The 23,766-nt window shown below is 49.3% G+C and carries 22 protein-coding genes and 1 riboswitch; of the genes, 17 read left to right on the plus strand and 5 right to left on the minus strand.

The features are described from left to right. Positions 1-111 precede the first annotated feature (111 nt). Entirely contained in the window at positions 112-321 is a 210-nt protein-coding gene (locus ACX1C1_RS16985) for a hypothetical protein (RefSeq protein ID WP_458953360.1), read from the minus strand. Between the two features lie 513 nt (positions 322-834). On the opposite strand from ACX1C1_RS16985, the gene ACX1C1_RS16990 reads away from it, so the two are divergent. Next, on the plus strand, positions 835-1,869 hold the full coding sequence (locus ACX1C1_RS16990; protein ID WP_458953361.1) for a hypothetical protein: 1,035 nt from the start codon (positions 835-837) through the stop codon (positions 1,867-1,869). Positions 1,870-1,938: 69 nt separating this feature from the next. Next, the gene (locus ACX1C1_RS16995) at positions 1,939-2,409 is read left to right on the plus strand and encodes a hypothetical protein (RefSeq protein WP_458953362.1); all 471 of its coding nucleotides are present in this window, start codon (positions 1,939-1,941) and stop codon (positions 2,407-2,409) included. Between the two features lie 393 nt (positions 2,410-2,802). Here the strand turns inward: ACX1C1_RS16995 and ACX1C1_RS17000 are convergent, their stop codons facing one another. Further along, complete coding sequence (locus tag ACX1C1_RS17000; protein ID WP_458953363.1) at positions 2,803-3,630, minus strand: aldo/keto reductase; 828 nt, start codon at positions 3,628-3,630, stop codon at positions 2,803-2,805. A gap of 46 nt (positions 3,631-3,676) precedes the next feature. Then, positions 3,677-4,843: an iron-containing alcohol dehydrogenase gene (locus ACX1C1_RS17005; protein WP_458953364.1), complete on the minus strand. Its 1,167-nt coding sequence runs from the start codon at positions 4,841-4,843 to the stop codon at positions 3,677-3,679. Between the two features lie 182 nt (positions 4,844-5,025). On the opposite strand from ACX1C1_RS17005, the gene ACX1C1_RS17010 reads away from it, so the two are divergent. From ACX1C1_RS17010 to ACX1C1_RS17060, 11 genes are all read left to right on the plus strand, one after another. Next, on the plus strand, positions 5,026-5,931 hold the full coding sequence (locus ACX1C1_RS17010) for an ArsR/SmtB family transcription factor (RefSeq protein WP_458953365.1): 906 nt from the start codon (positions 5,026-5,028) through the stop codon (positions 5,929-5,931). A 1,173-nt stretch (positions 5,932-7,104) separates the two neighbouring features. Then, the gene (locus ACX1C1_RS17015) at positions 7,105-8,757 is read left to right on the plus strand and encodes a transposase (protein WP_458953366.1); all 1,653 of its coding nucleotides are present in this window, start codon (positions 7,105-7,107) and stop codon (positions 8,755-8,757) included. A 584-nt stretch (positions 8,758-9,341) separates the two neighbouring features. Beyond that, positions 9,342-11,411, plus strand: a complete 2,070-nt coding sequence (locus ACX1C1_RS17020; protein ID WP_458953367.1) for a bifunctional aldolase/short-chain dehydrogenase — start codon at positions 9,342-9,344, stop codon at positions 11,409-11,411. Between the two features lie 79 nt (positions 11,412-11,490). Then, entirely contained in the window at positions 11,491-11,868 is a 378-nt protein-coding gene (locus ACX1C1_RS17025; protein ID WP_458953368.1) for a sensory rhodopsin transducer, read from the plus strand. Positions 11,869-11,912: 44 nt separating this feature from the next. Further along, positions 11,913-13,133, plus strand: a complete 1,221-nt coding sequence (gene rhaI, locus ACX1C1_RS17030) for an L-rhamnose isomerase (RefSeq protein WP_458953369.1) — start codon at positions 11,913-11,915, stop codon at positions 13,131-13,133. Beyond that, positions 13,130-14,614 carry a rhamnulokinase gene (locus ACX1C1_RS17035; protein WP_458953370.1) on the plus strand — a complete coding sequence of 495 codons (1,485 nt, stop codon included), beginning with the start codon at positions 13,130-13,132 and terminating at the stop codon, positions 14,612-14,614. The genes rhaI and ACX1C1_RS17035 overlap by 4 nt, the downstream gene beginning before the upstream one ends. A gap of 41 nt (positions 14,615-14,655) precedes the next feature. Beyond that, on the plus strand, positions 14,656-15,414 hold the full coding sequence (locus tag ACX1C1_RS17040; RefSeq protein WP_458953371.1) for a DeoR/GlpR family DNA-binding transcription regulator: 759 nt from the start codon (positions 14,656-14,658) through the stop codon (positions 15,412-15,414). Between the two features lie 15 nt (positions 15,415-15,429). Continuing rightward, a complete protein-coding gene (locus ACX1C1_RS17045) occupies positions 15,430-16,158 on the plus strand; it encodes a (Fe-S)-binding protein (RefSeq protein ID WP_458953372.1) in 729 nt (242 codons plus the stop codon). Next, positions 16,155-17,669 carry a LutB/LldF family L-lactate oxidation iron-sulfur protein gene (locus ACX1C1_RS17050; protein ID WP_458953373.1) on the plus strand — a complete coding sequence of 505 codons (1,515 nt, stop codon included), beginning with the start codon at positions 16,155-16,157 and terminating at the stop codon, positions 17,667-17,669. The genes ACX1C1_RS17045 and ACX1C1_RS17050 overlap by 4 nt, the downstream gene beginning before the upstream one ends. A 1-nt stretch (position 17,670) precedes the next feature. Next, a complete protein-coding gene (locus ACX1C1_RS17055; RefSeq protein ID WP_458953374.1) occupies positions 17,671-18,429 on the plus strand; it encodes a LutC/YkgG family protein in 759 nt (252 codons plus the stop codon). Between the two features lie 182 nt (positions 18,430-18,611). Beyond that, entirely contained in the window at positions 18,612-19,115 is a 504-nt protein-coding gene (locus ACX1C1_RS17060) for a hypothetical protein (RefSeq protein WP_458953375.1), read from the plus strand. Between the two features lie 183 nt (positions 19,116-19,298). Here ACX1C1_RS17060 and ACX1C1_RS17065 read toward each other — a convergent pair whose 3' ends face one another. Continuing rightward, positions 19,299-19,535 carry a hypothetical protein gene (locus tag ACX1C1_RS17065; protein ID WP_458953376.1) on the minus strand — a complete coding sequence of 79 codons (237 nt, stop codon included), beginning with the start codon at positions 19,533-19,535 and terminating at the stop codon, positions 19,299-19,301. A gap of 217 nt (positions 19,536-19,752) precedes the next feature. On the opposite strand from ACX1C1_RS17065, the gene ACX1C1_RS17070 reads away from it, so the two are divergent. Both ACX1C1_RS17070 and ACX1C1_RS17075 read left to right on the plus strand, forming a co-directional pair. Next, a complete protein-coding gene (locus ACX1C1_RS17070; protein ID WP_458953377.1) occupies positions 19,753-20,205 on the plus strand; it encodes a hypothetical protein in 453 nt (150 codons plus the stop codon). A gap of 37 nt (positions 20,206-20,242) precedes the next feature. Then, complete coding sequence (locus ACX1C1_RS17075; RefSeq protein WP_458953378.1) at positions 20,243-20,782, plus strand: hypothetical protein; 540 nt, start codon at positions 20,243-20,245, stop codon at positions 20,780-20,782. 56 nt (positions 20,783-20,838) lie between these two features. Here the strand turns inward: ACX1C1_RS17075 and ACX1C1_RS17080 are convergent, their stop codons facing one another. Next, positions 20,839-21,744: a J domain-containing protein gene (locus ACX1C1_RS17080; protein WP_458953379.1), complete on the minus strand. Its 906-nt coding sequence runs from the start codon at positions 21,742-21,744 to the stop codon at positions 20,839-20,841. A gap of 212 nt (positions 21,745-21,956) precedes the next feature. On the opposite strand from ACX1C1_RS17080, the gene ACX1C1_RS17085 reads away from it, so the two are divergent. After that, positions 21,957-23,069 (plus strand): rhamnogalacturonan acetylesterase, encoded by a 1,113-nt coding sequence (locus ACX1C1_RS17085; protein WP_458953380.1) that lies wholly within the window; start codon positions 21,957-21,959, stop codon positions 23,067-23,069. Continuing rightward, a complete protein-coding gene (locus ACX1C1_RS17090) occupies positions 23,062-23,577 on the plus strand; it encodes a hypothetical protein (RefSeq protein ID WP_458953381.1) in 516 nt (171 codons plus the stop codon). Before ACX1C1_RS17085 ends, ACX1C1_RS17090 begins: the two co-directional genes overlap by 8 nt. 103 nt (positions 23,578-23,680) lie before the next feature. Continuing rightward, a riboswitch (PreQ1 riboswitch) is annotated at positions 23,681-23,724 on the plus strand. Positions 23,725-23,766 lie beyond the last annotated feature (42 nt).

Consider the following 23,766-nt stretch of genomic DNA (forward strand, 5'->3'; position numbering starts at 1 on the left):
TTCCATGCCGGAAGGACCGTTGCTTCGAAGGCTTCGACAAAAAAACCTCATGCTCCCCCTGTTAAAGGGCGGTTCATGAGGTTTTTTTCGGCTTGCCGGCTGGTGGCCGATTTAATTCTCCGGCCGTCCGGCAAGCGCATACATCAGGATGTCGACGGTGCGGTCGATTTCTACGTCTTCTCCTATCGTCTCGTCCGGCAAGATGAGGAGGTGGGTCACGATCATGCCCACGAACAAGCTGATCGTCGTTCGCAATATGCGCCAAGGCGGAGCTTCGATGAGCTGGCCCTGGGCTTGGAAGTGGAGAATGGCTTTCTCCATGCGAAGGTGTTGGTTGAATTTTAAAAAAGTGATTTGCCAGAAGTGAATATTTTAAATGTACATGCTGTAGTTAAGCGAAAAAGTCGAACTATTCCCAAATTACGGGTATTTAGTGGTCTTTTTTCATATTTACTAATGTTGTCAGGCTTGCTTTTACCGCCTTGTACCCCCTAAGGATTTATCTGTAATCCTCATAATTTCGGGACCAAACTTATTAAGAAGAGGAATTGCGGAGCACCGTTACTAACTGATTTTTTGACTATTTTCGAGTTTTTCATACAATTGTCGACATTTTTTGGTAGTTTATTACTATTTACAAAAAAAGTATATAGAATGCAAAAATGTATATACTCTCCTAATTTAATAATTATTGATTCGCTGATTAGAACAATGGATTAGTTGTATTGAACTTTATGCTTTTGCTCTAAATGTTTGTAGATTAATTATTGATTATTGGAATGTTTTGAACCGAATTAATTGGGAGAGCAAAATGATACTAAGGGGTTGAATGTATTGCGAAAGCTTGGAATGAAAGTTGCAATTGTAGCAGTTTCTTCGATTTTATTTATTGGATCTGGAGGTTTCGGTTTAACAAGTGTCTCTGCTAAGAATACCACTGTGTATAAAGAGGATTATCAATTGTATGATAAAGATAGCAAAGTACTAAATTTACAAGATGCATTAAATACTTTAAACGAATATGAAGAAAAAACATTATACGAGGATCTGGATAAAAACGGGAAAAGTTTGGGCGATATCGTGTCAATTTCAAAAAGCATCGTATATACTAAAAAGGATTCAGAGACTGGTGAAATACTCCCCCTCGATGAGGCTGATGTAGAGATTATTAGGGGGAAAGTCAAAAATCATCAAAATGAGTATGAAGAAAAACTAACCAAAAGCATCCTACAACCTTCAAAAAGTGAAATCGGTAAAATTATAGGAGATAATAAAGTCAGTGCTTACGAGGATGAAACGTACAGTGGAATGACAGTTACGACCTGGGCTACGGACTACTCTACCGTAACATATCCTGTTAGATATAAGCTGTTTGGTGTTTTTAATTGGTTGTGGGACAATAATCCCGATGAAAGTTACACATATAATCCATCAACAGATGGTTTCGATTTCATGACTCTGAATTGGGCCGGATCGCTTACTTTGGAAACTGAAAGATATGCAGAAGTAAACATTAAAGAGTATCCTTGGTCTGCAGATACAAACTACAATACTAATCAAAGTGGACAGACGTTAATTCAACTCGCTGATGTCGAACTAAACGGTGGATTAGGTTATCGATTCAGGGAGTCTTCCTCTAATTTCCCATACACTTCTGATGCCAGTAATGGGCATATGTGGGTATACGTGCATAAAAACACGTCGCAAAACACAGATGCAAATTTCAAATTTACCTATTCTCATACCTGGTCGAGTACAAATGTTGGTTATAGCATTGAAGCAGGTTATGGTACAGCAGCGGGTTCTATTAGTTTTACAAATCAGTCAAATCTAATAAACTTTATTGTTTATGATATCTATGATTTATAATATTTAATTTCGAAGCAGGAGGAGCTAAGACATGAAGCTCCTTCCTGCTTTATCTGAGGTGATAACAAAATGAAGGGCCTAAAAAAAACTGTGGTGTTTGTAAATCTACTGATGTGTTGTATTTGGTTAGTTTCGTGTTCATATGAATCAGAGAAAAGTGAAGGCTCAAGTATTTCCCCAACCTTTATGTTTGAAAATAAAGAGATGATTGGCACAAAAAAAATGAGTATTATATATGATTCCTTTATTACTGATAATCCAAAGATATATGTTTTTCATTTGGGTGGGGGGGAAGAAGAACTCGGAGGAGAAAAAAGTTTTACATTAGTAGCCGAGCACCTTGAATCAGGAGATTCAGTAGTTTTGGAAGAAAATGTTGCGCTTGCAAGAGAAGTGACAGGTATAAATACAGAAACTGTGTCCGCAAATTATTATATTGCAACTCCCTTGGACCTTCCAAAAGAAGGTATGTGGAAACTGCGTGCTTATATTAATGAAGAATTGTGGGAGAGCATTACCGTTGAATTGTATAAACCATAATAAGTAGCTGTGCATTTGTAGCTAGTTTTAGGTAGTTTGCTTTCAGATTACGTGAAAGTAATTGTACATTTTATTTATTGCTTAATTAAATAGAATATTCAGATTCGAAAAAATAATGAGTGGCTCTTTTAGATTGAGTCGAGTAGGCGTGGACTTTCCTTCTCGGATTGAGCCCCTACCTCTCACAGATTCGTACGACAGTCTGTCTAACAATTATTAAAGATCCTTGTTTTCGGGCATGAGAATGGACGATATTTGTCGAATCTCGTTATTTAAGGTGATGAGCACTGGTCAGAAAACTCACGCCTTGCTTGCACTGTCAAGGGAGTTTCTAGCACGGCAATAAAAAAAGACCGCGAAACCGAAGGCACCGCGGTCTTACGTAAAGCGGACTTAGAAATTAAAGTTATCCGGATCGGACCCAAAGCGCTGATTGCGGTTTAAGGCAGAAATAGCTGACATGTCCTCAGCGGACAGCTCGAAGTCAAATATATCCCCGTTTTGTTTGATGCGTTCAGGATTTGTTGATTTGGGAATCGTAACGACGCCATTCTGCAGATCCCAACGGAGAATGACCTGTGCTGGAGATTTGTCGTATTTGGCACCGATATCGGCGAGCGTTGCATGATCTAGGTTCCCTTGCATTAACGGGCTCCAAGCTGTCAATTGGATGCGATTGCTCTTGCAGAATGCCTGCAACGGTTCCTGCGTGAGAAGCGGGTGATATTCGACCTGATTAACCATGGGCACAAGATCGCTTGATTCGAGGAGATCCTCCAAGTGATGAATCTGGAAGTTGCTGACGCCGATTGCACGGGCTTTGCCGCTGCGGTAGATGGATTCAAGCGCGCGCCATGTGTCCTTGTATTTGCCTTTGACTGGCCAATGAACGAGCAGTAGATCAACATAATCCATGCCAAGACGCTCCAAGCTCCGGTCGAAGGCTGCAAGCGATGTTTCATAACCTTGATCCGCATTCCATACTTTTGTTGTAATAAACAACTCTTCACGCGCGACTCCGCTATTGCGAACGCCGACGCCGACACCAACTTCATTGCCATAAGCCGATGCTGTATCAATGTGGCGGTATCCAGCTTCAATGGCGGCTTGAACGGTACGTTCAGTCTCGCCATCGTCCTTTACCTTCCATACGCCGAGACCAAGCCAAGGCATGCTCACACCATTATGCAGCACAGTGCTGCTCGTTAATGCAGTTGTCATTGCAGTGTTCCTCCTCTGATTCAATTAGTTCGAATAATAGTTGGGTTTAAAGCGACATTTCGAGAATTGCCCGTACATCCTGTTTGTTCAGTCGTTTAAAGGATCCGATGTCATGGAAGCGAACGGCTTCTTCTGCCATACGGTCGAGATGCTCGGCATCGATGCCGAAGTCAGCTAGACGCGATTCGGCTCCAATACGCGTGAAGAATTCACGTGTGGCTTGAATGCCGGCAAGCACGAGCTCGTCGTCCGTTCGTCCTTCACGCTGGATTCCCCATACGCGCTCTGCGAATTGGACGAATCGATCGGGGCGTTCTTTGTACACATATTTCATCCAGTTAGGGAAAATAACCGCTAGGCCGGCTCCGTGAGGGATATCATAGATCGCACTTACTTCATGCTCGATGCCATGACTTGACCAGTCGTTCTGCATGCCTAAACTGATTTGGCCGCCGTTAAGTGCCATCGTACCGCACCACATCAGATTGGCGCGGGCAGCAGCATTACTTGGATTCGCGAGCGCAAGCTCCACGTTTTCGATGACGGTCTGAAGGATGGATTCGCAGAACCTCTCTTGAAGCGGCGTATTTGCCGTCAAGCTGAAGTATTGCTCGAACACATGCGACATGATGTCGACAGAGCCATAAACGGTATGATTCCGAGGAACCGAATATGTGACGGTAGGATCCAGAATTGAAAATTTGGGATAGAGATGAGGGCTGCCGTAGCCGCGTTTAAGCTGCTGCTCCCAGTGTGATATAACAGTGCCGCCGTTCATCTCGGAGCCGGTTGCCGCTAATGTGAGAATCGTTCCGATCGGAAGCGCTTCTTGCGCCTGCGCTTTGCCGTCAAAGAAGTCCCAGACTTCTCCGTTGTAAGGCACGCCTGCCGCAATCGCTTTGGAGGCGTCGATGACGCTACCTCCGCCAACAGCTAGGATGAAGTCGACGCCTTCCTTCCGGCAGATGTCGATCCCTTTCTGTACCGTTGTCAGTCTCGGATTCGGCTCGATGCCAGCCAGCTCGTGGACGGTAATATCCGCTTCTTTCAAATATTGCAAGGTCTGGTCGTACAGTCCGCTGGTTTTGATGCTGCCGCCGCCGTAGACGAGGAGAATGTTCCGTCCGTATGTAGATGTCAATTCGCCGATACGGCGCGTCTCTCCTTCACCGAATACTATTCGTGTAGGGTTGTGAAATTGAAAGCTGTTCATGCGGGAACCTCCTTGATTAATTAACTTTTGGGGTAATCAAATATTGACTAATGTAGTTGACGCGATTTATTCTATAGGTAAGAACGGGCACTGTCAAGCCGTACAGCATGCTATTAATCGTAACTTTAAAGTTATCTAATAGGGTTCGTCGATAGAGGACAAACATAGGAGAGTTGCGCAGGATGGAGATCGAAGTCAATACGGATAATCTTACATTTCTAGAATGTTTTTCGTCGCCGACGCGTGTGCGCATTATTGAGCTGTTAGGCACCGAGCCGATGAATATTAAAAGTTTGTCCGAGGCGCTCGAAATTAAATCGCCGATCGTTACTAGACATATTCATATGCTGGAGGAAGCGGGCATCGTCAGATCCGAAAGCTTGCCAGGCAAACGCGGCATGCAAAAGATTTGCCACCTGGAGCTGTCTCATGCGACATTAAGATTTAAGCGAAGCTCGGCATCGACGGAGCGCAGCCGATATTTTGTTTCGCTGCCGGTGGGCGCTTATTCCTCGTTCGAGGTAAAGCCGTCCTGCGGACTGGCCTCTGCGGCGAACATGATTGGCATGTGTGATGATCCTCGATATTTTGCCGATCCGGAGCATGTCCATGCAAGAGTGTTATGGTTCGGTACCGGTTATGTGGAATATCGAATCCCTAATTATATGGTGAATAACGAGAAACCGGATTTGCTGGAGATTTCCCTCGAGATTTGTTCGGAGACTCCATGCACGGTAGATCATATGCCTACGGATATCCTGTTCCAGATTAATGGCGCCAACATCGGCACATGGACATATCCAGGCAATTTCGGCAGCGATCGCGGCATCTACACACCGGAGTGGTGGTACAAGAACATTCATCATGGTTTGATGAAAACGATTCGAATTACGACGCAAGGTTCGTTTATCGACGGTGTCAAAGTATCCAACGTGACGATCGGCGAGCTGTCTTTGTCGTACGATAAGGAGCTCTTATTTCGAATCTCATGCAGCGCGACGGCACGCAATTGCGGCGGCGTTACTCTATTTGGCAAAGGTTTCGGCAACTACAACCAGGATATTGAGGTAACGCTTCGTTGCAAATAATCACCGCTTTATAATCTCTATATCCTCTATTTGGGTTCGGCCTGCTTCTATCCTTACGCCAAGCGCTAAGCGCCAAGTGCCAAGCGCGACTACGAAAGACATGAGGGCAGGCTTGCATAGCACTCCGCACTTCGAATACCGTGCTCCGTGCTCCGTTTGGGGAGCACCAGCTACCGAGAGCCACCTAACGTGCTCCGAGTTCTGGGCTCCGCATATTGAGGGTCCGCAATCTGAGCTCTGAGTTCCGTGCTCGGCATACCGTGGATCCGTTTTCTGAGCTCTGAGTTCCGCTTACTGAGGATCCGTTTCCTGAGCTCCGAATTCCGGGCTCCGCATATTGTGGGTCCGTTTCCTGAGCTCCGAGTTCTGGGCTCCGCATATTGATGAGGGTCCGCAATCTGAGCTCTTAGTTCCGGGCTCGGCATACCGTGGATCCGTTTTCTGAGCTCTGAGTTCCGCTTACTGAGGATCCGTTTCCTGAGCTCCGAATTCCGGGCTCCGCATATTGTGGGTCCGTTTTACCGGCCTCAGTATTCGGGGTATCAATGCCCCTTCATTCTGCCCGACTACTTCCGAATTTCTCCTCTTTGAATTTTTCTTTTCCCACAATTGCACTTGGAATGGGCTTTGTAGCGCATTCAAACTAGTCGACCTGCTGGAGTGTGCCTTTCATGGACACAGATTCTCTTCGTAACGCTCCAATTTCTTAGAACACATTGTTACCGTCAACATACTCGCTAACTTCTGCGCCGCGCGCACGATAGCCCGAAAAAATCGGGCTACAGAGCGCCAAGCGCCTGCGCTGCGCGCGATAGCCCGAAAAAATCGGGCTACAGAGCGCCAAGCGCCTGCGCTGCGCGCGATAGGATAGCCCGAAAAAATCGGGCTACAGAGCGCCAAGCGCCTGCGTCGCGCGCGATAGCCCGAAAAAATCGGGCTACAGAGCGCCAAGCGCCTGCGCTGCGCGCGATAGCCCGAAAAAATCGGGCTACAGAGCGCCAAGCGCCTGCGCTGCGCGCGATAGCCCGAAAAAAGAGACTGTCGATTAATTCTAAAGAATCTATAAATAAAAATGGTCAAATTCTATATAAAATAACCTTTTTACTCGATAAATCACCGAATATCTCCCGATTTCGTGGTATAATAGACTTATACTGAGGGGAGAGATTTGTCATGGCAGTCGCGTTTAAACAGTTTGAGCAGCTTTCATTTGCGGATATCGAGGTTTATTCTGTGTTGCCTGAGCATCCCATTTGGAGCAAAGTAGCGGATCTCGTGGACTTTAGCTTCACTGACCGCATTTGTGCTCATCTGTATTCCTCGCGCGGTCCTAGACCCTATGCCCCATCCATCAAATTTAAACTTCACGTTGTCCAGCGCTATTACAACCTTTCGGATCGCGAGATGGAGGAGCGCGTCATTGGCGATCTCTTCATTAAGCGATTTTTAGGCGTTCCGGTCAGCTTTATGGGGTTCGACCACAGTACGATCGGGCTTGATCGCGACCGTCTCGGCTCTGCTTTATTCGATGCCTGTCACCATCACATTCTCGCGCAAGCGAAGCAAAAAGGGCTTTGGGGCGATAACAAGGACATTTGGATTGTGGATTCCTTTATCACGCAGGGCAATGCCGTTTACCGCTCCTCTTATCGCCTCATCAAGCATGCCTTCGTCCGCGTGCTGAACCACCTAAAGCGTGCATATCGGCACTTGTTTGACCGTGCCCAAACGGAGCTTGACTTGCGTCCGTTGACCACAAAGCTTCCTCCCGATGCGACCGCGGAGGATCTCGGTGTTGCGTTTAGTCAATTGATTCTTATGGCTTACGAACTGTTACACTGGTTCGAAAAGGATGCGATCCGCAACCTCTTCTGGTCGTGGTCCCATCCGGAGCGCCGAGTGGATTCTTTAGAGCTTCAAGCGATTATGTACCAGACTTTAATGGAGAATGTGTACCCGGAAGATCCGAATGATCCCAAGACCCCATTCAAGAAGATCGAGCGTAAAAAGCGGCTGAAAGACCGGATCGGCAGCGCAGTCGACCCAGAGAAGCGAAATGGTTTCAAAAGCAAAACCTTACAGTTCTTTGGCGACAAGGTGCAGGTGGTCATGTCCGAAACCAATGGCATCGTGCTCCATGCGGAACCGATTGCGGGCAATGAGCCCGATGGCGACCGTCTGCAGGAGCTCTTGAACGTTGTGATGGAAGAGCATAACGTCAAACCGGAGTACGTCTTGGGCGATTCAGCGTATGGATACGGGGTACACCGTCAGACGTTGGCTAAAGACGGCATTCAACTTGTGTCGCCGTTAAAATCCATTGGCGTCAATACGAAGGGGCTCATGTCCAGCGACTTATTCCTTTACGACCCCGATGCGGCGTCGGTCACTTGCCCGCAAGGCCAAGTAAATGCTTATATTAACGATATGCGAGAAGACGCAGGCAAACAGTATATATTCAGCAAAGCCCAATGCAAGAGCTGTCCGATCAGATCGGAGTGTACCACGAGCAAAAGGACCGGGAGAACCATTTTCATCAGTGACTATTATGCAGAATTCAAGCAAGCAGGAGCATTTAACGCAACCGATGCGGGAAAGGCACTGCTACAAAAACGCGCGAACATTGAACGGAAATGCAATGAAATGAAAAATCACAATGGGCTAGGCAGAACACGATTACGTTCTCGGGAGAAGCGCCGTATAGACACGAAGCTTGTAGCCGTGGTGACAAATCTGAAGCAAATCGTGAAACACGCGCAGGGTTCGCTTACACTTAGTTTTCAACGTAAGCGAGGCCCTGGCTCACTGTGGCCGATTTACGGTTAAGGGCAGCAAAAGGAACAGAAAAACGGGCTGACTTGACCGAAGTTGGACGTTGAAAGGCATGAAATGCAAAAATTTAACAGAATGATAGTTGAGGGCAAGTCTGGTGACTGTTTAATCGACAGTCTCAAAAATCGGGCTACATAGCGCCAAGCGCCTGCGCCGCGCGCGATAGCCCGAAAAAATCGGGCTACAGAGCGCCGAGCGCCTGCGCCGCGCGCGATAGCCCGAAAAAATCGGGCTATAGAGCGCCAAGCGCCTGCGCCGCGCGCAATAGCCCGAAAAAATCGGGCTACAGAGCGCCAAGCGCCTGCGCTGCGCGCGATAGCCCGAAAAAATCGGGCTACAGAGCGCCAAGCGCCTGCGCTGCGCGCGATAGCCCGAAAAAATCGGGCTATAGAGCGCCAAGCGCCTGCGCCGCGCGCGATAGCCCGAAAAAATCGGGCTACAGAGCGCCGAACGGACAAAAGTAGATGAAAATACTTTTGTTCTTTTTTGATTCTACATATTTTCAAACACAAACAAAGGTGATATACTGAGTTCAATCATAAACAAATAAAAACAAACAAATTCGGAGGTAAGCTTACATGGTGCAATCATTATGGGAATCATCCAAAGCAGCTGAACAAATCGGAGGATTAAGCGAGCTTGTATACCGTTCCAACTTGATCGGTACAGACCGCAGAGTGTGCAACTACGGTGGAGGCAATACATCGACGAAAACGATCGTTCAAGATTTCCGTGGCCGTGACATTGAAGTGATGTACGTGAAAGGAAGCGGCTCCGATCTCGCTACAATGAAAGCAGGCAACTTTACAGGTCTGCGTATGGACGATATCCGCCCGTTGTTCGAACTTCCGGAGATGTCCGATGAGGATATGGTTGCTTATCTTGCGAACTGCATGATCGATGCCAAACATCCGCGTGCGTCAATCGAAACGTTGCTTCATGCATTCCTTCCCTTCAAGCATGTCGACCACACGCATCCAGATTCGATTATTAGCCTGGCTTGTGCGGATAATGGCCGTCAGCTGGCGGAAGAAATCTTCGGCAACCGGTTCGTATGGGTTCCATACGTGCGCCCAGGCTTCACCCTTTCCAAAATGATCGCACAAGGCGTGCTCAATAATCCAAACGCCGAGCTTGTTATTATGGAGAAACACGGTCTCGTTACGTGGGGCGAAACATCCGAAGCTTGTTACGCGCAAACGATCCGTATCATTAGCGAAGCTGAGGCGTTTATCGAAGCACGTGTTAACGAAGCGAAGTTATTCGGCGGCGCGCTCTGCGAATCTCTTTCTTCCGACATTCGTAGAGCGGTGGCGGCAGAAGTGATGCCTACGATACGCGGCGCGGTAAGCGATGCCAAAAAAATGATTCTTTCGTTCGACGATGCGGACGACGTGCTTGCTTTTGTCAATGGCAGCAATTCCGCTCAATTGTCTCAGGTCGGCGCTGCATGCCCGGATCACCTCGTACACACTAAAGTTGTTCCACTCTTTATCGACTGGACGCCTGACGCGGACGACATAGATGGGCTGAAAGAGAAGCTTACGGCAGGTATCGCAGCTTACAAAGAACAATATGCGCAATATTTCGAGCGTAATAAACATGAAGGCGACGTTATGTTCGAAGCCGCGCCGCGCGTTATTCTTATTCCTGGCGTTGGTATGATCAACACAGGCAAGAGCTGGGCTATGTCACAAGTGAGCGGCGCGTTGTTCCACCGTGCGATCGCTGTAATGCGCGGCGCAACGGCGCTTGGCGATTTCGTTTCGCTCAGCGAAAACGAATCGTACAATGTAGAATATTGGCCGCTTGAGCTCTACAAGTTGTCTCTGGCACCGGCTGAAGCTGAATTCTCCCGCAAGGTTGCCTTCATTACGGGCGGCGCCGGCGGCATCGGCAGCGAAACGGCTCGCAGACTCGTATCCGAAGGCGCTCATGTCGTGTTGGCTGATCTGAACTTGGAAGGTGCTCAGAAGGTTGCCGGCGAAATTAATGAGAAGTACGGCGAGAATCGCGCGATTGCGGTGAAGATGGACGTAACGAGCGAAGAGCAAGTAGCGGCTGCATATGCGGAGACAGCTATCGCTTACGGCGGCGTTGATATTATCGTCAATAACGCAGGTCTTGCAACATCGAGCCCGTTCGATCAAACTTCGCTGAAAGAATGGAACCTGAATATGAACGTGCTCGGAACGGGTTACTTCCTTGTCGCTCGCGAAGCGTTCAAGCTGATGAAGACACAAGGCATCGGCGGCAACATGGTGTTTATCGGTTCGAAAAACTCGGTGTATGCTGGCAAAAACGCTTCGGCTTACAGTGCGGCAAAAGCGCTCGAAGCTCATCTGGCCCGTTGTATTGCTGCAGAAGGCGGCGAATTCGGCATTCGCGTAAATACAATTCTGCCGGACGCTATTCTGCAAGGCTCGGCGATCTGGAACGGCAGCTGGCGCAACGAGCGGGCAGCCGCTTACGGCATCGAGCCGGATCAATTAGAAGAGTATTATCGCAAACGTACTACGTTGCTTGTTAATATCTATCCTCGCGACATCGCGGAAGGCATTGCATTCTTTGCATCGTCCAAAGCGGACAAAACAACAGGCTGCATGCTGACGATCGATGGCGGCGTGCCGGCAGCATTCACGAGATAATAATGGCGTAAGCAAGGGTCCGTCCTGCACCCTGCAAGGGCGCAAGACGGACCTGCCGCCTATAAGGGGATGAACGGTTATGTTCCAAGCTAGGGGAGAGAAGCATTGGGTTATTCCGGACGGTTATATACCGCCAGACAGCTCTGGTGAACTTACCAGCCACGAATCGGTATGCGTGCTTAACACATCCTCAGAAGAAGCGCTGCTGCGATTCACGATCTTTTTTGAAGATAGGGAGCCGTTAGAGGATATACTCTACGTGGTGCCGGCGCGGCGAACGAAGCATATACGGACGACCTCGCTGCTTAAGAACGGCGTAGGGATTCCATCAGGCGTGCCTTATGCGATCGAAGTGAAAAGCGATATCCCGGTTATCGTGCAATATAGCCGATTGGACGCGACGCAAGCAGAGAACGCGTTGATGTCGACGATGGCTTATCCGCTTAAATCGAAATAATGTCAACACAAATAGAAGAGTGAATATAGAGAGGATGTTCGAATATGACTGATCGCGCTTATGCGTTTTTTGAAGAAATTCAATCTGCAAGAGGGATTAACCTGAATGACGTGAAAGCAAAGCTGAAGGGCCTTCGCATCGAAACTCCATCCTGGGGGTATGGCGATTCCGGTACACGCTTCAAAGTATTCCAAAAGGTAGGCGTGCCGCGCAATCCTTTCGAAAAATTTGAGGATGCTGCTCAAGTGCATAAGCTGACGGGGCTGGCTCCATCCGTGGCCATCCATATTCCTTGGGACAAAGTTGAGGATTACAGCAAGCTGAGAAGTCATGCCGAGAGCCTGGGCTTGGCTATCGGAGCAATCAATCCGAACCTGTTCCAGGATGATGACTACATGCTCGGAAGTATTACGAATGCCGATGCAGCCATCCGCCGCAAAGCAACCGATCATCTGCTCGAATGCGTAGACATTGCCAAGGAAACGGGATCCAGAGATTTGAGTCTTTGGTTCGCGGACGGCACCAACTATCCGGGTCAAGGCAACATCCGTAAGCGCAAAGCTTGGATGCAAGAGGCACTGGGCGAAATGTATAAAGCGCTTACGCCGGAAATGCGTTTGCTGATCGAATACAAATGTTTCGAACCTGCGTTCTATCATACCGATCTGGCGGATTGGGGCATGGCGTACAATGCCGCGCTTAAGCTGGGTCCGCAAGCAGAAGTGCTCGTGGATACGGGTCATCATCTGCCGGGTGCCAATATCGAACATATCGTCGCGTATTTGATCGACGAGAAACGTCTCGGAGGTTTCCACTTCAACAGCCGCAAATATGCGGATGACGATCTGATCGTAGGTTCCGTCAACCCTTACGAGTTGTTCTTGATCTTCTATCAAATTCTGAGCGCGGCCAATGATCGCGACGAAGCGATTCAAGCTTGTGTCGACAATATTGCGTATATGATCGACCAATCCCACAATATTGAAGCCAAAGTGCCAGCTATGCTTCGTTCGGTATTAAACGTTCAGACGCAATTCGCCAAGGCGCTTCTTGTCAACCACGAAGAAGTAGAAGCGGCGTCCAATCGCGGCGACGTGCTTGGAGCAGAACAAGCGGTACGCAGCGCGTTCGAATTCGATGTAGCGCCGCTTCTGCGCTCCTATCGTGAAGAGCAGGGCTTGTCGGTTGATCCTATGGGCGATTACTTGGCGTCCAGCTACGGCAAGGATATCGCGGTTCGTGGCAAAGGCGGTGCGAGCTGGTGACAAAGCCGCACGTACTGGCATTCGATCTTGGCGCCAGCAGCGGCAGAGCGATACTTGGCCGGCTCGAGGATGGCAAGATCGTGCTCGAAGAGCTTCACCGCTTCCCCAATGATCCCGTGCAAACGGGGGGCAGGCTTCATTGGGATATCTTGAGGCTGCTTCACGAGCTCAAACAAAGTTTGCTCAAAGCGAAGCATCAAGGCATTGTATTAAGCAGCATTGCGATTGACACGTGGGGGGTAGACTTCGGTTTGGTTGGCGGCAACGCTAACGAGCTGTTGGGCAACCCGATTCATTACCGTGATTCTCATACGGACGGTGTGATGGCGCAGCTGATCGAGGAGCTGACGGTCGACGAAATATTTGGCCGCACGGGCATTCAACTGTTGACCTTTAATACGATCTATCAGATCGCTGCCATGAAACGAGCGGATTCTCCGCTCCTGCGCGAAGCCAAACATTTCCTTATGATCCCGGCGCTGCTTCGTTATTTCTTGACTGGCGAGATGCACAACGAGTTCTCGCTTGCTTCGACGACGCAGCTTTACAATCCGTTGACGGGTGATTGGGACGACAAGCTGCTGGAGGCTGTCGGAGGCGATCGTTCGTTGTTCGGTCCGGTTGTGCAGCCAGGAACGCCAGTTGGCCGCTTGAGCGCCGAGGTATGCGCGGAGCTTGGCATCGAATCGGTGCCGGTAATCGCGGTTGCCGAACACGATACGGGTTCGGCTGTTGCAGCGGTTCCTGCTCGCGATCGCTCCTTCGCTTATCTCAGCTGCGGCACATGGTCGCTGATCGGGACGGAAGTCAGCGCTCCTGTCATTGACGCCAAGTCGCAGGAGCTGAATTTCACGAACGAAGGCGGCGTTTACGGCACCTATCGTTTGCTCAAGAACATTATGGGACTTTGGATTCTTCAAGAATGCAGACGCGAGTGGGAGCGAGCAGGCATTCGTTATTCGTTCCCCGAGCTCGTTGCACTTGCTTCGGCGGCTGCGCCGTTTGCTTGCTTCATCGATCCAGACGATGAGTTGTTCTTGCCGCCTGGGGATATGCCGGCCCGAATCCGCGAATATTGTGCGCGGACTGGACAACAAGCACCACAAGATACGGGAGCATTTGTCCGAGCGATTCTGGAGAGCCTCGCATTCAGATATCGCCATGCGCTGGAACAAACGGAATCATTGACCGGAGAAATCTATAACGGTTTGCATATGGTCGGCGGAGGCATTCAGAACACATTATTATGCCAATGGACGGCGGATGCGATCGGCAAGCCCGTGTGGGCAGGTCCGACAGAAGGAAGCGCAATCGGTAATATGCTGGTACAATGGATTACGGGCGGGGAACTTGGCGATATCTGGGAAGCCAGAAAAGTGGTTAGCGAGTCGTTCCCTATCGATGTTTATGAGCCGGAGAACCAGCAGCTATGGGACGAAGCATATTCGAAATTCCTAGCGGCTACTGGATTGTCCAAATAATATATTTTGAGATCGATGAAGGTCGGGAAGAGGGATGATATATGCTGGTTGCTGAGCGTTACGACAAAATTGTACAGCTGGTAAATGAGAGAGGCAGTATACGCGTGACGGAGCTGAGCGAGCTATGCCAGGTGACGGAAGAGACGATTCGCCGGGACCTGGACCGCTTGGAGCAGGCCGGACGATTGCGCCGCTCGCATGGCGGTGCGGTAAGCGTCAAGGAGCAGCAACCGGAAATTCCTTATTTCGAGAGGGAAATCGTCCGTGCGGACGAGAAACGTTCCATCGCCGAGGAGGCAGTCAAGCTGATCCGTCCCAATGAACGGGTACTGCTGGATGCGAGTTCGACGGCGTGGTACATGGCACAGTGTATGCCGGATATTCCGCTGACGGTGTTGACGAATTCGATTAAAGTAGCTATGGAGCTTGCGGGCAAGGAACGAATCGAAGTGATCTCGACAGGCGGCATACTCGCTTCACGAAGCCTGTCGTATATCGGACCGCTTGCGGAGCGATCGCTTGATGCTTACCATGTCGACCGAACCTTTCTCTCTTGCAAAGGCGTCCACCTGGACCGCGGCGTCAGCGAATCAAACGAGCTGCAGGCTCGGATTAAACATCGGATGGTCGGCATGGCCGACGAGGTCGTGCTGTTAGCAGATTCCAGCAAATTCGGCGTGCAAGCTTTTACGCATGTGGCAGAACTTAACGCCATTCATCGGATCATTACGGATAACGGGCTGAGTCCGGAGCTCGCAACAGGGCTTCGGGATCGCCAAATTACCGTTACGACGGTTTAACAGGTGGGGACAGCCATGAAGGTATCATTATTTATTACATGTCTAAGCGATGCGATATTCCCTAGAGTGGGCGAAGCGATGGTCAGATTGTTGGCTAATTACGGCGTGACGCTGGAATTCCCCCGGGTGCAGACCTGCTGCGGACAACCAGCTTACAATAGCGGTTATTGGAAGGAAGCGCGCGACTCAGCGAAAACAATTCTGGACGCGTTCGAAGACAGTGACTTCGTCATCTCTCCTTCCGGCTCTTGTACAGGCATGCTGCATCATTATCCAAAGCTCTTCGAGAACGATCCCCTCATGCTTGAGCGGGCGGAAGCGCTGCGAGCGAAGTCTTACGAATTCACCCAGTTTCTCGTGCAAGTGCTGGGCGTTACGGACGTTGGGGCAACCTTCCCGCACAAAGTAACCTATCATCCGTCCTGTCACGGAAGCCGGATTCTCGGCGTGAAGGACGAGCCGATGGCGCTGATGAAAAGTGTACGCGGCATGGAGCTGGTGCCGCTGCCTTTTGCAGAGGATTGCTGCGGTTTCGGCGGCACCTTTGCCGTCAAGATGGCTGACATCTCCGGCGCGATGGTGACTGAGAAGGCTGATCATGTGCTGGAGACGGAAGCCGAGGTGCTTGTTGGCCTCGACATGGCATGTCTGATGAATATCGCAGGTAACCTGCATTATCGCGGTGAGCCGGTGCGCGTCATGCATCTGGCCGAGCTGCTGTATGAAGGAGTGAAGAGAGCATGAGCGGAGGGAAATCGGGGGCGACGGTTAAGGCGAGAGCTGAGCTGGCGCTGAATGATGAGTTTCTGCGCAAGGCGGTCAAATTCACAACGGAGCGGCTGCGGAACGGCAAGAAAAAAGCAACCGAGGAGCATGGCAATTGGGAGGAGTGGCGGGAACGCGGACGCCAGATCAGGCTTCATACCATCGCTCATCTGGACTATTATTTGAATCTGTTTGTCGACAATGCCAGAGCGAATGGTGTCCATGTCCACTTTGCCGACACGGCACAGGAGGCTGTGGAGCTGACGCTGGATATTGCGGAGCATGTCGGCGCCAGATCTGTGGTCAAATCCAAGTCGATGGTATCGGAGGAGCTCCATCTCAATCATGCGCTCGAATCCATCGGCGTCGAAGCGATCGAGACGGATCTTGGCGAATACATTATCCAGTTGGCGGGAGAGATGCCTTCGCATATCGTTATTCCTGCCATTCATAAGAACCGATATCAGATTGCAGAATTGCTGTCGAAGGAAGCTGGCTATGAATTGCCGCCAGATACGACGGCGCTTGCGGGCTTCGTACGCAAGAAGCTGCGCGAGAAGTTTCTCGAAGCGGATATTGGCATGACGGGCTGCAACTTCGCGATTGCGGAAACGGGCTCTATGGTTCTCTTTGAGAATGAAGGGAATGCTCGGATGGTCACAACCGTACCCAAGACGCAAATTACGTTGATGGGCATGGAAAGGATTATCCCATCCTTCGAAGATCTTGAGGTCATGGCAACGCTGCTGCCAAGATCCGCAACTGGTCAGAAGCTGACGATGTACATGTCTGGCATCACAGGACCTAAACGGACGGCCGACGGCGATGGACCGGAAGAGATGCATATCATTATCGTTGACAACGGACGTTCGCTGCAGCTTGGCGATCCCGAGTTCCAGGAGCTGTTGAACTGCATTCGCTGCGGCGCTTGTCTCAATGCATGTCCGGTATACCGCCATATCGGCGGCCATGCCTATGGCAGCACATACAGTGGACCGATCGGCGCAGTGTTGACGCCGTCGCTCAACAAAAATATCGCCGAATGGGATGATATCGCGGGTGCATCCAGCTTATGCGGCGCTTGCTACGAAGCGTGTCCGGTCAAGATTCCGCTGCATGACATGCTTGTTTACTTGCGTCGCCGTAAGGTCGAGAGCGGCAACGGCAGCAAGCTGGAAGGGATGGGGATGCAAGGCTTCGCCGCAGTGATGGGCGATTCCAAGGTAATGGGCGGCTTGATGCGGCTAGGCAAGATAGGTCAGAAGCTTGTTGTTCGTGACGGCTTTATTCGCACCAAGCTAGGACCGCTCAAGGGATGGAACACATATCGCGTGACGCCGAGCTTGCCTAAGAAGTCGTTCCGCGACAACTGGGCGACGCTGGATCAAGAGCTGAAGTCAGAGCTGCGCGAGATATCGCCTGCCATGCGCGAGCGTATGGAGCAGAAGGCGCGCGAGCAGCAACAATCCAAAGGGCAAGGGGGTCACTGACATGGCTGATGGCACATCGTCGAGAGGGCAAGGCAGAACGGAGACGCACAGCCAGTGGCTATCCCGTCTGGAGGAGCAGTCGCGCAAGAAACAAGTCACGTTTATGAATGGTATCTCAGAGCGTCTGCGGCATCCCCGGATGACGCAAGCGCCGCAGCATCCCTACAGGGGAGCCCCGGACTTCTGGCGCGAGCTGGATTGGTCGGAGGAAGAGAAAATTAAGGCGTTCACCGACAATTTCCTCTCCGTTGGCGGTCATGTTGCAAGGCTGAATGAGATGCAAGAAGCTTCGGCCTTCATTGCGACCAAAGCGGAGGAGATGGGGGCCAAATACCTGATCCGTCAAGATGATCCCGTGTTGGCGGATCTCGGATTGGAGGAGGCGCTGTCCGGCGTGCAGACATCGGTCTGGAACAGCGACGCGGAGCAGCATTGGAAGGCGCTTGCGGCGGGAGCCGACTTTGGCATTGTGCAAGCGGATCATGCCGTAGCGTATACGGGTTCCGTCGTCGTAACATCTTCGAAGGAAAAGGGGCGCTCTGTCAGTCTGTTGCCTACGGTGTTGTTTATCCTTATCCCGGTGGAGCGGCTGAAGACGCGGCTTGGCGAAGTTTTAGTGGGATTGGATGAAGCCGGGCGGGAAGCTTTGCCTGCTGGCGTCCATTTTATTACCGGTCCAAGCCGCTCGTCTGACATCGAGAACGATCTGACGATTGGGGTACATGGTCCCGGCATCGTTTATGCGCTTATTGTAGGGTAGAATTGATATGAAGGCGGTTGACCAAATAGGTCAGCTGCCTTTTACTATTTGTGGGATGTATGTAAACTGAAGTATTCTTCGTGGCAGCTTGGATCAGTGGATGTAGTGGACAGTTACCGCAACCATCCAAAAATTGGAACGTATTATGTGCAAGAAGGTAACTCGTTGAAAGGGGAGATCTTGTGAAAAAAGTATGCCTGTTTGTTGTTTTTCTGTTTATATTAAGCGCTTGTTCGGGTGGAGAGCCAACTAAAGACAGCATAATCTTTCAATCCGAGGGTGAGCAATGGGAAGCTACAATTCAGAATACGGTTATTAAACACGATGGGAGACATTATTTTAATATCACTTATCGATATAAAGGCGACCTAGAAGACCTGCGTGAAGTAGATAAGATTTCCTTTGCGCAAGGGACGGTGTTAGGCACAGAAATCATAAATGTTTATGACCCAGCTTATAAAGCCAAATTGATCGAAAAAGGAGGATATCAGGTAGAATATGAGAAGCAGCATGGGATTATTATTGATGAAATCCAAAAGCGAAATACGAATGAATTTACCATCGAATACGCCATGATGAATGACGGTAATGAATATACGACACTTGATGCCATAGAGAAGGATCGAATATCAGTCATCATTAATTGGGAAACGCAGGAGAAGAAATACGAAGATAAAATAAAATAATCGGGAATTCTTAAACGTGGAAACTTAGATTTTCGTTGACGAAGCAGGACTATAAATTGAAAGGAGAGAGATGATGACAAAAAACTAGTTGTAGAGTAAATAATGATCTACAGGATGGTCTAATGTTTTTTGGAATTGTAGAAGCATAATTCATAATTGGCCGACAAGAAAACCCTTGAAATTTCAAGGGTTTTTGTCAATGTCGTGGCTATGAAGGGGAGGCTGTACCTGTTGTTCGTGACAATCGGAATTGGAGTCCCTTTTTGATCGTTTGGTGAATAGAGCAAGCGGCGTGACCATCAGCTCGATGCCCATCATCTCCGACCAGCTGATGATGGTCAGAATCGGGAGCAGTCCGATCGTCAGAATCGCCATTAATAACCCAGCAGACACGCACAAGAGCGCCCGTCGAATGGACATGTTACCACTCCCTGCAAGTTGGTCTCCCTTCATTTGTATGCGAATTACGCTCGAATTATGATGAACGGCGTCTATTCCTCAAGCTTGATCGACATCTAAGATGGACTCGTATTGGTAGAACATTGAATGAATGTATATTTGCTGCAACAGTTCAGCTCTAGTTAGCGTCTATATCGCATGGACATTAATCGCACGCTAATCGAAGGCGGGAGAGCCATTGAAAAAGATGTTGATTGTATTATGTATGCTTGTGTTGGCAGCCTGTTCAAGCGGCAATCGGCAAGACGATTTCACAGCTTGGGATGAAGAGGATGTTTATCATTTCCTTGAAGAAGTACAACTAATGATTAGGGAATTACCAGTCGAGACAGACTCGAGGGACTCGATTATCCAGAAGTATGAGACGTATTTTGCACCCGAATTAAGCATCAAGATCTTTGATTCACTCTACAACAAAACGGATAATGGCTGGAGGATTCCGGACGGTGATGCGGGTTATCTATTTGTTGTGCCCGGCAGAGGAACGGATGAAAGTGATGTAACGATTGAAAGGTCCCGGGCACGTATCATTATTCAAGAGGTTTTTGCGTCGGGCATGTACGAGGACAACAGCTATACCATTGACTGGATTGATAATAAAGCGACAATTACGGATTGGAAGCAAAAATAAAATGGGATAATTCGAGAGAGGAGAGCGACCCAATCATATGCGAAGGAAATTCAAATTAACGTCCCAATTATTGTTGTTAGTTGGAGCTTTATTGCTGGCTGGTTGCAGTGGACAAGTGGTTAACTCTCATTATGAAAATAACTTACAAGATGGGGATAACCAACTAACCGAGGAAATGAACGAGATCATTTCGGATCATATTATTCAAAAATACGCTACCATATATCAATCGACAGAAAAACAATTTGAAGTCCATGGCGTATATGGCACGAATGAATCTGACGGGGTAATCACCGTCTATATGTGGTCCTATTTTGGCGGATTTAATCAATCGACTGGATTGGATACGCAAGTCGGACATTCCTTGCCTGCCGTCATTCAGCTAAGCGAAAAGGAAGGAACTTATTCTGTGTTAGCATACACAGAAGCGGAAGACGGAAACTCCTATCAGCCATCCATCGAAAAAATGTTTCCCTCAAAGTACCTAAGGCTTGTTCGTCACAGCAGAGGAATTATGAAAGATTTGAAAAAAGAGATGGATGAAAAAGTGAACGCATGGTTGGTCAAAAAAAGCTAATCCGACAAGTCTACCCTCGACTCGTTGGATTAGCTTCTTTCTTTATTGTTTGTGGGTTACGGCTGCAGCGTCTCGAGATGCGCTTCGATGAATTCGAGCGCCTTCTCAGGTCGTTCAGCGTTAATGCGAATGCCGACGATCAGATCGGATTTCATAATCGGAAGTTCTTTGTCGAGTTTGGTATCTTTGAGGCTGATGCCATAAATTTTTTCCTCTGGCACATCTTCTGTTGAGAGCTTGAGCGTATGATCTTCGGTCGCGCCGGCAATTGCAGGCTCGTCGTCTAGCGGCAATAATGCGCCCTGCATGCCAATCCACTCAAACATGGCACGATCCATAATAAACAGATCCGGTTTCTCGGACATCAGTGTAACAACAGCCTTCTGGAGATAGGCGTATTGATTCATGTCATCCTGCGGCACAAAGATGATATTGGACTCTACGCGTTTCCATTCGGGGAATGAACTCAGCAAATTGGCGTTGATGTCTGCCATATCCTCTTGGCCTTCGGGCTGCATAAATGTGCCGTAGAAGGAGACGTCGAGATCGATTGGCGGCAGGCTGGCCAAATATTTGTCATGCTCCCGCTTGTCGATATAGCTGTTAATTCCATAAATGATAGCGGCAATAAGTGCAATAGCAACGAATGTATGAACTCTATAATATCGCCAGAAGTGATCCATCTTCTGGGCTTGTCCCGCCATACCTTTATATTTGCCGTATTCCTGTTCGTTGAAAGCATCTGTTACTTTACGATCCTCATAAGCAAGAATTTGTTTGTAGGCTGCTGTGATGATCGTAAAATCTGACCCGTCGGAGGCGCTTTCATCCTCTTGTGTCTTCGCTCTGGAGCGTTCTCTGCGCATCAGTGTTGTGTAACGTTTCTCGACTTCCTCTTTGGAAGTCAGCGGTTCAAGACCCATCGTTTCGTATGCCTTGTTCAGTTCATCCTTGTTCTCCACTAGGTCACCTCAATTGTATGACTTGCTCTGTAACGTTACCTTAGTCTATCACAAAATAATTCTACTTCTTAGTATACGGATTTCGACGGGAATCGGCAAACGTTTGAAGGCGTACTTACATGCACAAATGTGTCCAAATATTGTCCACCAAGGCGTGGCATGATTTGGTATAATTTAAAGTAAAAAAAATTGTCGCAGAAAGGCAGTGCTGCATGATGAACAATTACAAATTCGACTTTGGTATCGGGGAGTCCTTGGATACATCTTACAAACAAATATTACCGGATACTTACTACGATAGAGACCTCGGTTACGGCTTCCTTCCGGGAGCTCGAATTGGTTCGCGCGATCGGAAAACAGGCAATCGGTTAAGCGGCGCATTCTGTATCCCGCTGGATGCTGTGTTTGTGGTGGATTTGCCTAATGGCTGTTACAACGTATCGGTTACAATCGGCGACGAAATAACGGAAACACACACGACGCTTCAATACGGGCAAAGACGGTTCGCGTTCCATCAATTGCGGACTCGCGCGGGCCAATATACATCTGGACGATTCACTGCCAAAGTATCGGACGGGCAACTTCGTTTAAGCTTCTCCGGTCAAGTGCCGCGCATTAATACACTTCAGATTGAAGAGACGCAAGAAGCGATAACGATCTATCTCGCGGGCGATTCCACCGTGACGGATCAGGAAACGTTCCCTTATGCAGGCTGGGGGCAGCTGCTTCCCTTGTACTTCAATGCGGACGTGGCGGTCGACAACCATGCGAAGTCTGGTCGCAGCTCGTTGAGCTTTATGAACGAAGGCAGGCTGGATGCGATCTTGAAGGAATTGAAGACAGGCGATCAGCTGTGGATCCAGTTCGGTCATAATGATCAGAAAGCCGATGCGGCACGGGCGACGGAGCCCTTCGGCAGCTACAAGGAGATGCTGACCATTTATGTACAAGCTGCTCGCGAGCGAGGCGCATTACCAGTGCTGATTACATCGCCGCATCGGCGTAAGTTCGTTGGAGGATCCATCGTGGATACACACGGCGATTATTTGACAGCGATGCGCGAGCTGGCTCTGGAGCTGGATGTGACATTGATTGATCTGGCTGCTTCAAGCAAATCGTTATACGAGGAGTTTGGCGAAGTGGACTCCAAAGAGCTGTTTATGTGGGCGTTGCCTGGTGAATTTGTATCGTTCCCGGAGGGTGCTCAGGACGATACTCATTTCAATGAACGTGGAGCATACGCGATTGCCGGACTTGTGGCGCGGGAAGCACGTGAGAAGCTCGCTGGCACGCCGATTTCGTTTTATTGGAGGTCTCATGTTTGATCCCACTGTATTCGAGAATGTAAAGGTAGCGCTGGAGAATGCGCTTTACGATCTCGATAACCTAGATCGCACCATCGATATCGTCGGAAGACGAGATATCATCGACATGGCGGTGTTATCGCGAGAGCTGTCGCTGTCATGCCGCCTCTCGGGAAGCGAGGCCGTGACGGCGGAGCTATTGCTGCGTGTATCGCTTAAGGAGCTCGCGGCCGAGCTGCTAGAGCAGCCCGGCGCTGCTCCAACTTGCCGATTGACGCTGCGGTTTCATATGCTGTCGGATGGGACCGAGGACTTCTGCAATGCTGTTGGACGTTGTCTCCACAGCATCTGGCAGACGCCGCTTCTTCCCATCCAGACGCTGAGCCGCGTGTATGGCGACAACGCTCCTCGTCTCCAGCATATGTGCGAGCTGGATTTCGGCAGGGGAATAGGCGAAGAGCAAATGGAGGATTTGCCCGAGCTGCTGGATCATTTGATCTTGTCCCTGACTGAGCTGGAGCGGCTTTGAAAAACTCTCCATTCCATTCGAAAGTGCGCTGTGCTATAGTACGAGAGAACAATTGAAGATGAAATCCGGTATATCGGTCTATTCCTTCGAATAGCAGCAATTGCCGGGAGAGGTTCGCGAACTCCCTCTATAAAAAACTAAAACGAAACGATTGCCCCACCTGGTGACGTCGTTTTTGTGTTCGGCGCG

The organism is Paenibacillus sp. strain BS8-2, assembly GCF_054483835.1.

Bases quoted from the DNA above. Each gene is read 5' to 3' on its own strand.
- ACX1C1_RS16985 (WP_458953360.1), bottom strand. From the start codon at position 321: ATGGAGAAAGCCATTCTCCACTTCCAAGCCCAGGGCCAGCTCATCGAA.
- ACX1C1_RS16995 (WP_458953362.1), top strand. From the start codon at position 1,939: ATGAAGGGCCTAAAAAAAACTGTGGTGTTTGTAAATCTACTGATGTGT.
- ACX1C1_RS17000 (WP_458953363.1), bottom strand. From the start codon at position 3,630: ATGACAACTGCATTAACGAGCAGCACTGTGCTGCATAATGGTGTGAGC.
- ACX1C1_RS17005 (WP_458953364.1), bottom strand. From the start codon at position 4,843: ATGAACAGCTTTCAATTTCACAACCCTACACGAATAGTATTCGGTGAA.
- ACX1C1_RS17010 (WP_458953365.1), top strand. From the start codon at position 5,026: ATGGAGATCGAAGTCAATACGGATAATCTTACATTTCTAGAATGTTTT.
- ACX1C1_RS17015 (WP_458953366.1), top strand. From the start codon at position 7,105: ATGGCAGTCGCGTTTAAACAGTTTGAGCAGCTTTCATTTGCGGATATC.
- ACX1C1_RS17020 (WP_458953367.1), top strand. From the start codon at position 9,342: ATGGTGCAATCATTATGGGAATCATCCAAAGCAGCTGAACAAATCGGA.
- ACX1C1_RS17025 (WP_458953368.1), top strand. From the start codon at position 11,491: ATGTTCCAAGCTAGGGGAGAGAAGCATTGGGTTATTCCGGACGGTTAT.
- rhaI (WP_458953369.1), top strand. From the start codon at position 11,913: ATGACTGATCGCGCTTATGCGTTTTTTGAAGAAATTCAATCTGCAAGA.
- ACX1C1_RS17040 (WP_458953371.1), top strand. From the start codon at position 14,656: ATGCTGGTTGCTGAGCGTTACGACAAAATTGTACAGCTGGTAAATGAG.
- ACX1C1_RS17045 (WP_458953372.1), top strand. From the start codon at position 15,430: ATGAAGGTATCATTATTTATTACATGTCTAAGCGATGCGATATTCCCT.
- ACX1C1_RS17050 (WP_458953373.1), top strand. From the start codon at position 16,155: ATGAGCGGAGGGAAATCGGGGGCGACGGTTAAGGCGAGAGCTGAGCTG.
- ACX1C1_RS17055 (WP_458953374.1), top strand. From the start codon at position 17,671: ATGGCTGATGGCACATCGTCGAGAGGGCAAGGCAGAACGGAGACGCAC.
- ACX1C1_RS17065 (WP_458953376.1), bottom strand. From the start codon at position 19,535: ATGTCCATTCGACGGGCGCTCTTGTGCGTGTCTGCTGGGTTATTAATG.
- ACX1C1_RS17075 (WP_458953378.1), top strand. From the start codon at position 20,243: ATGCGAAGGAAATTCAAATTAACGTCCCAATTATTGTTGTTAGTTGGA.
- ACX1C1_RS17085 (WP_458953380.1), top strand. From the start codon at position 21,957: ATGATGAACAATTACAAATTCGACTTTGGTATCGGGGAGTCCTTGGAT.
- ACX1C1_RS17090 (WP_458953381.1), top strand. From the start codon at position 23,062: ATGTTTGATCCCACTGTATTCGAGAATGTAAAGGTAGCGCTGGAGAAT.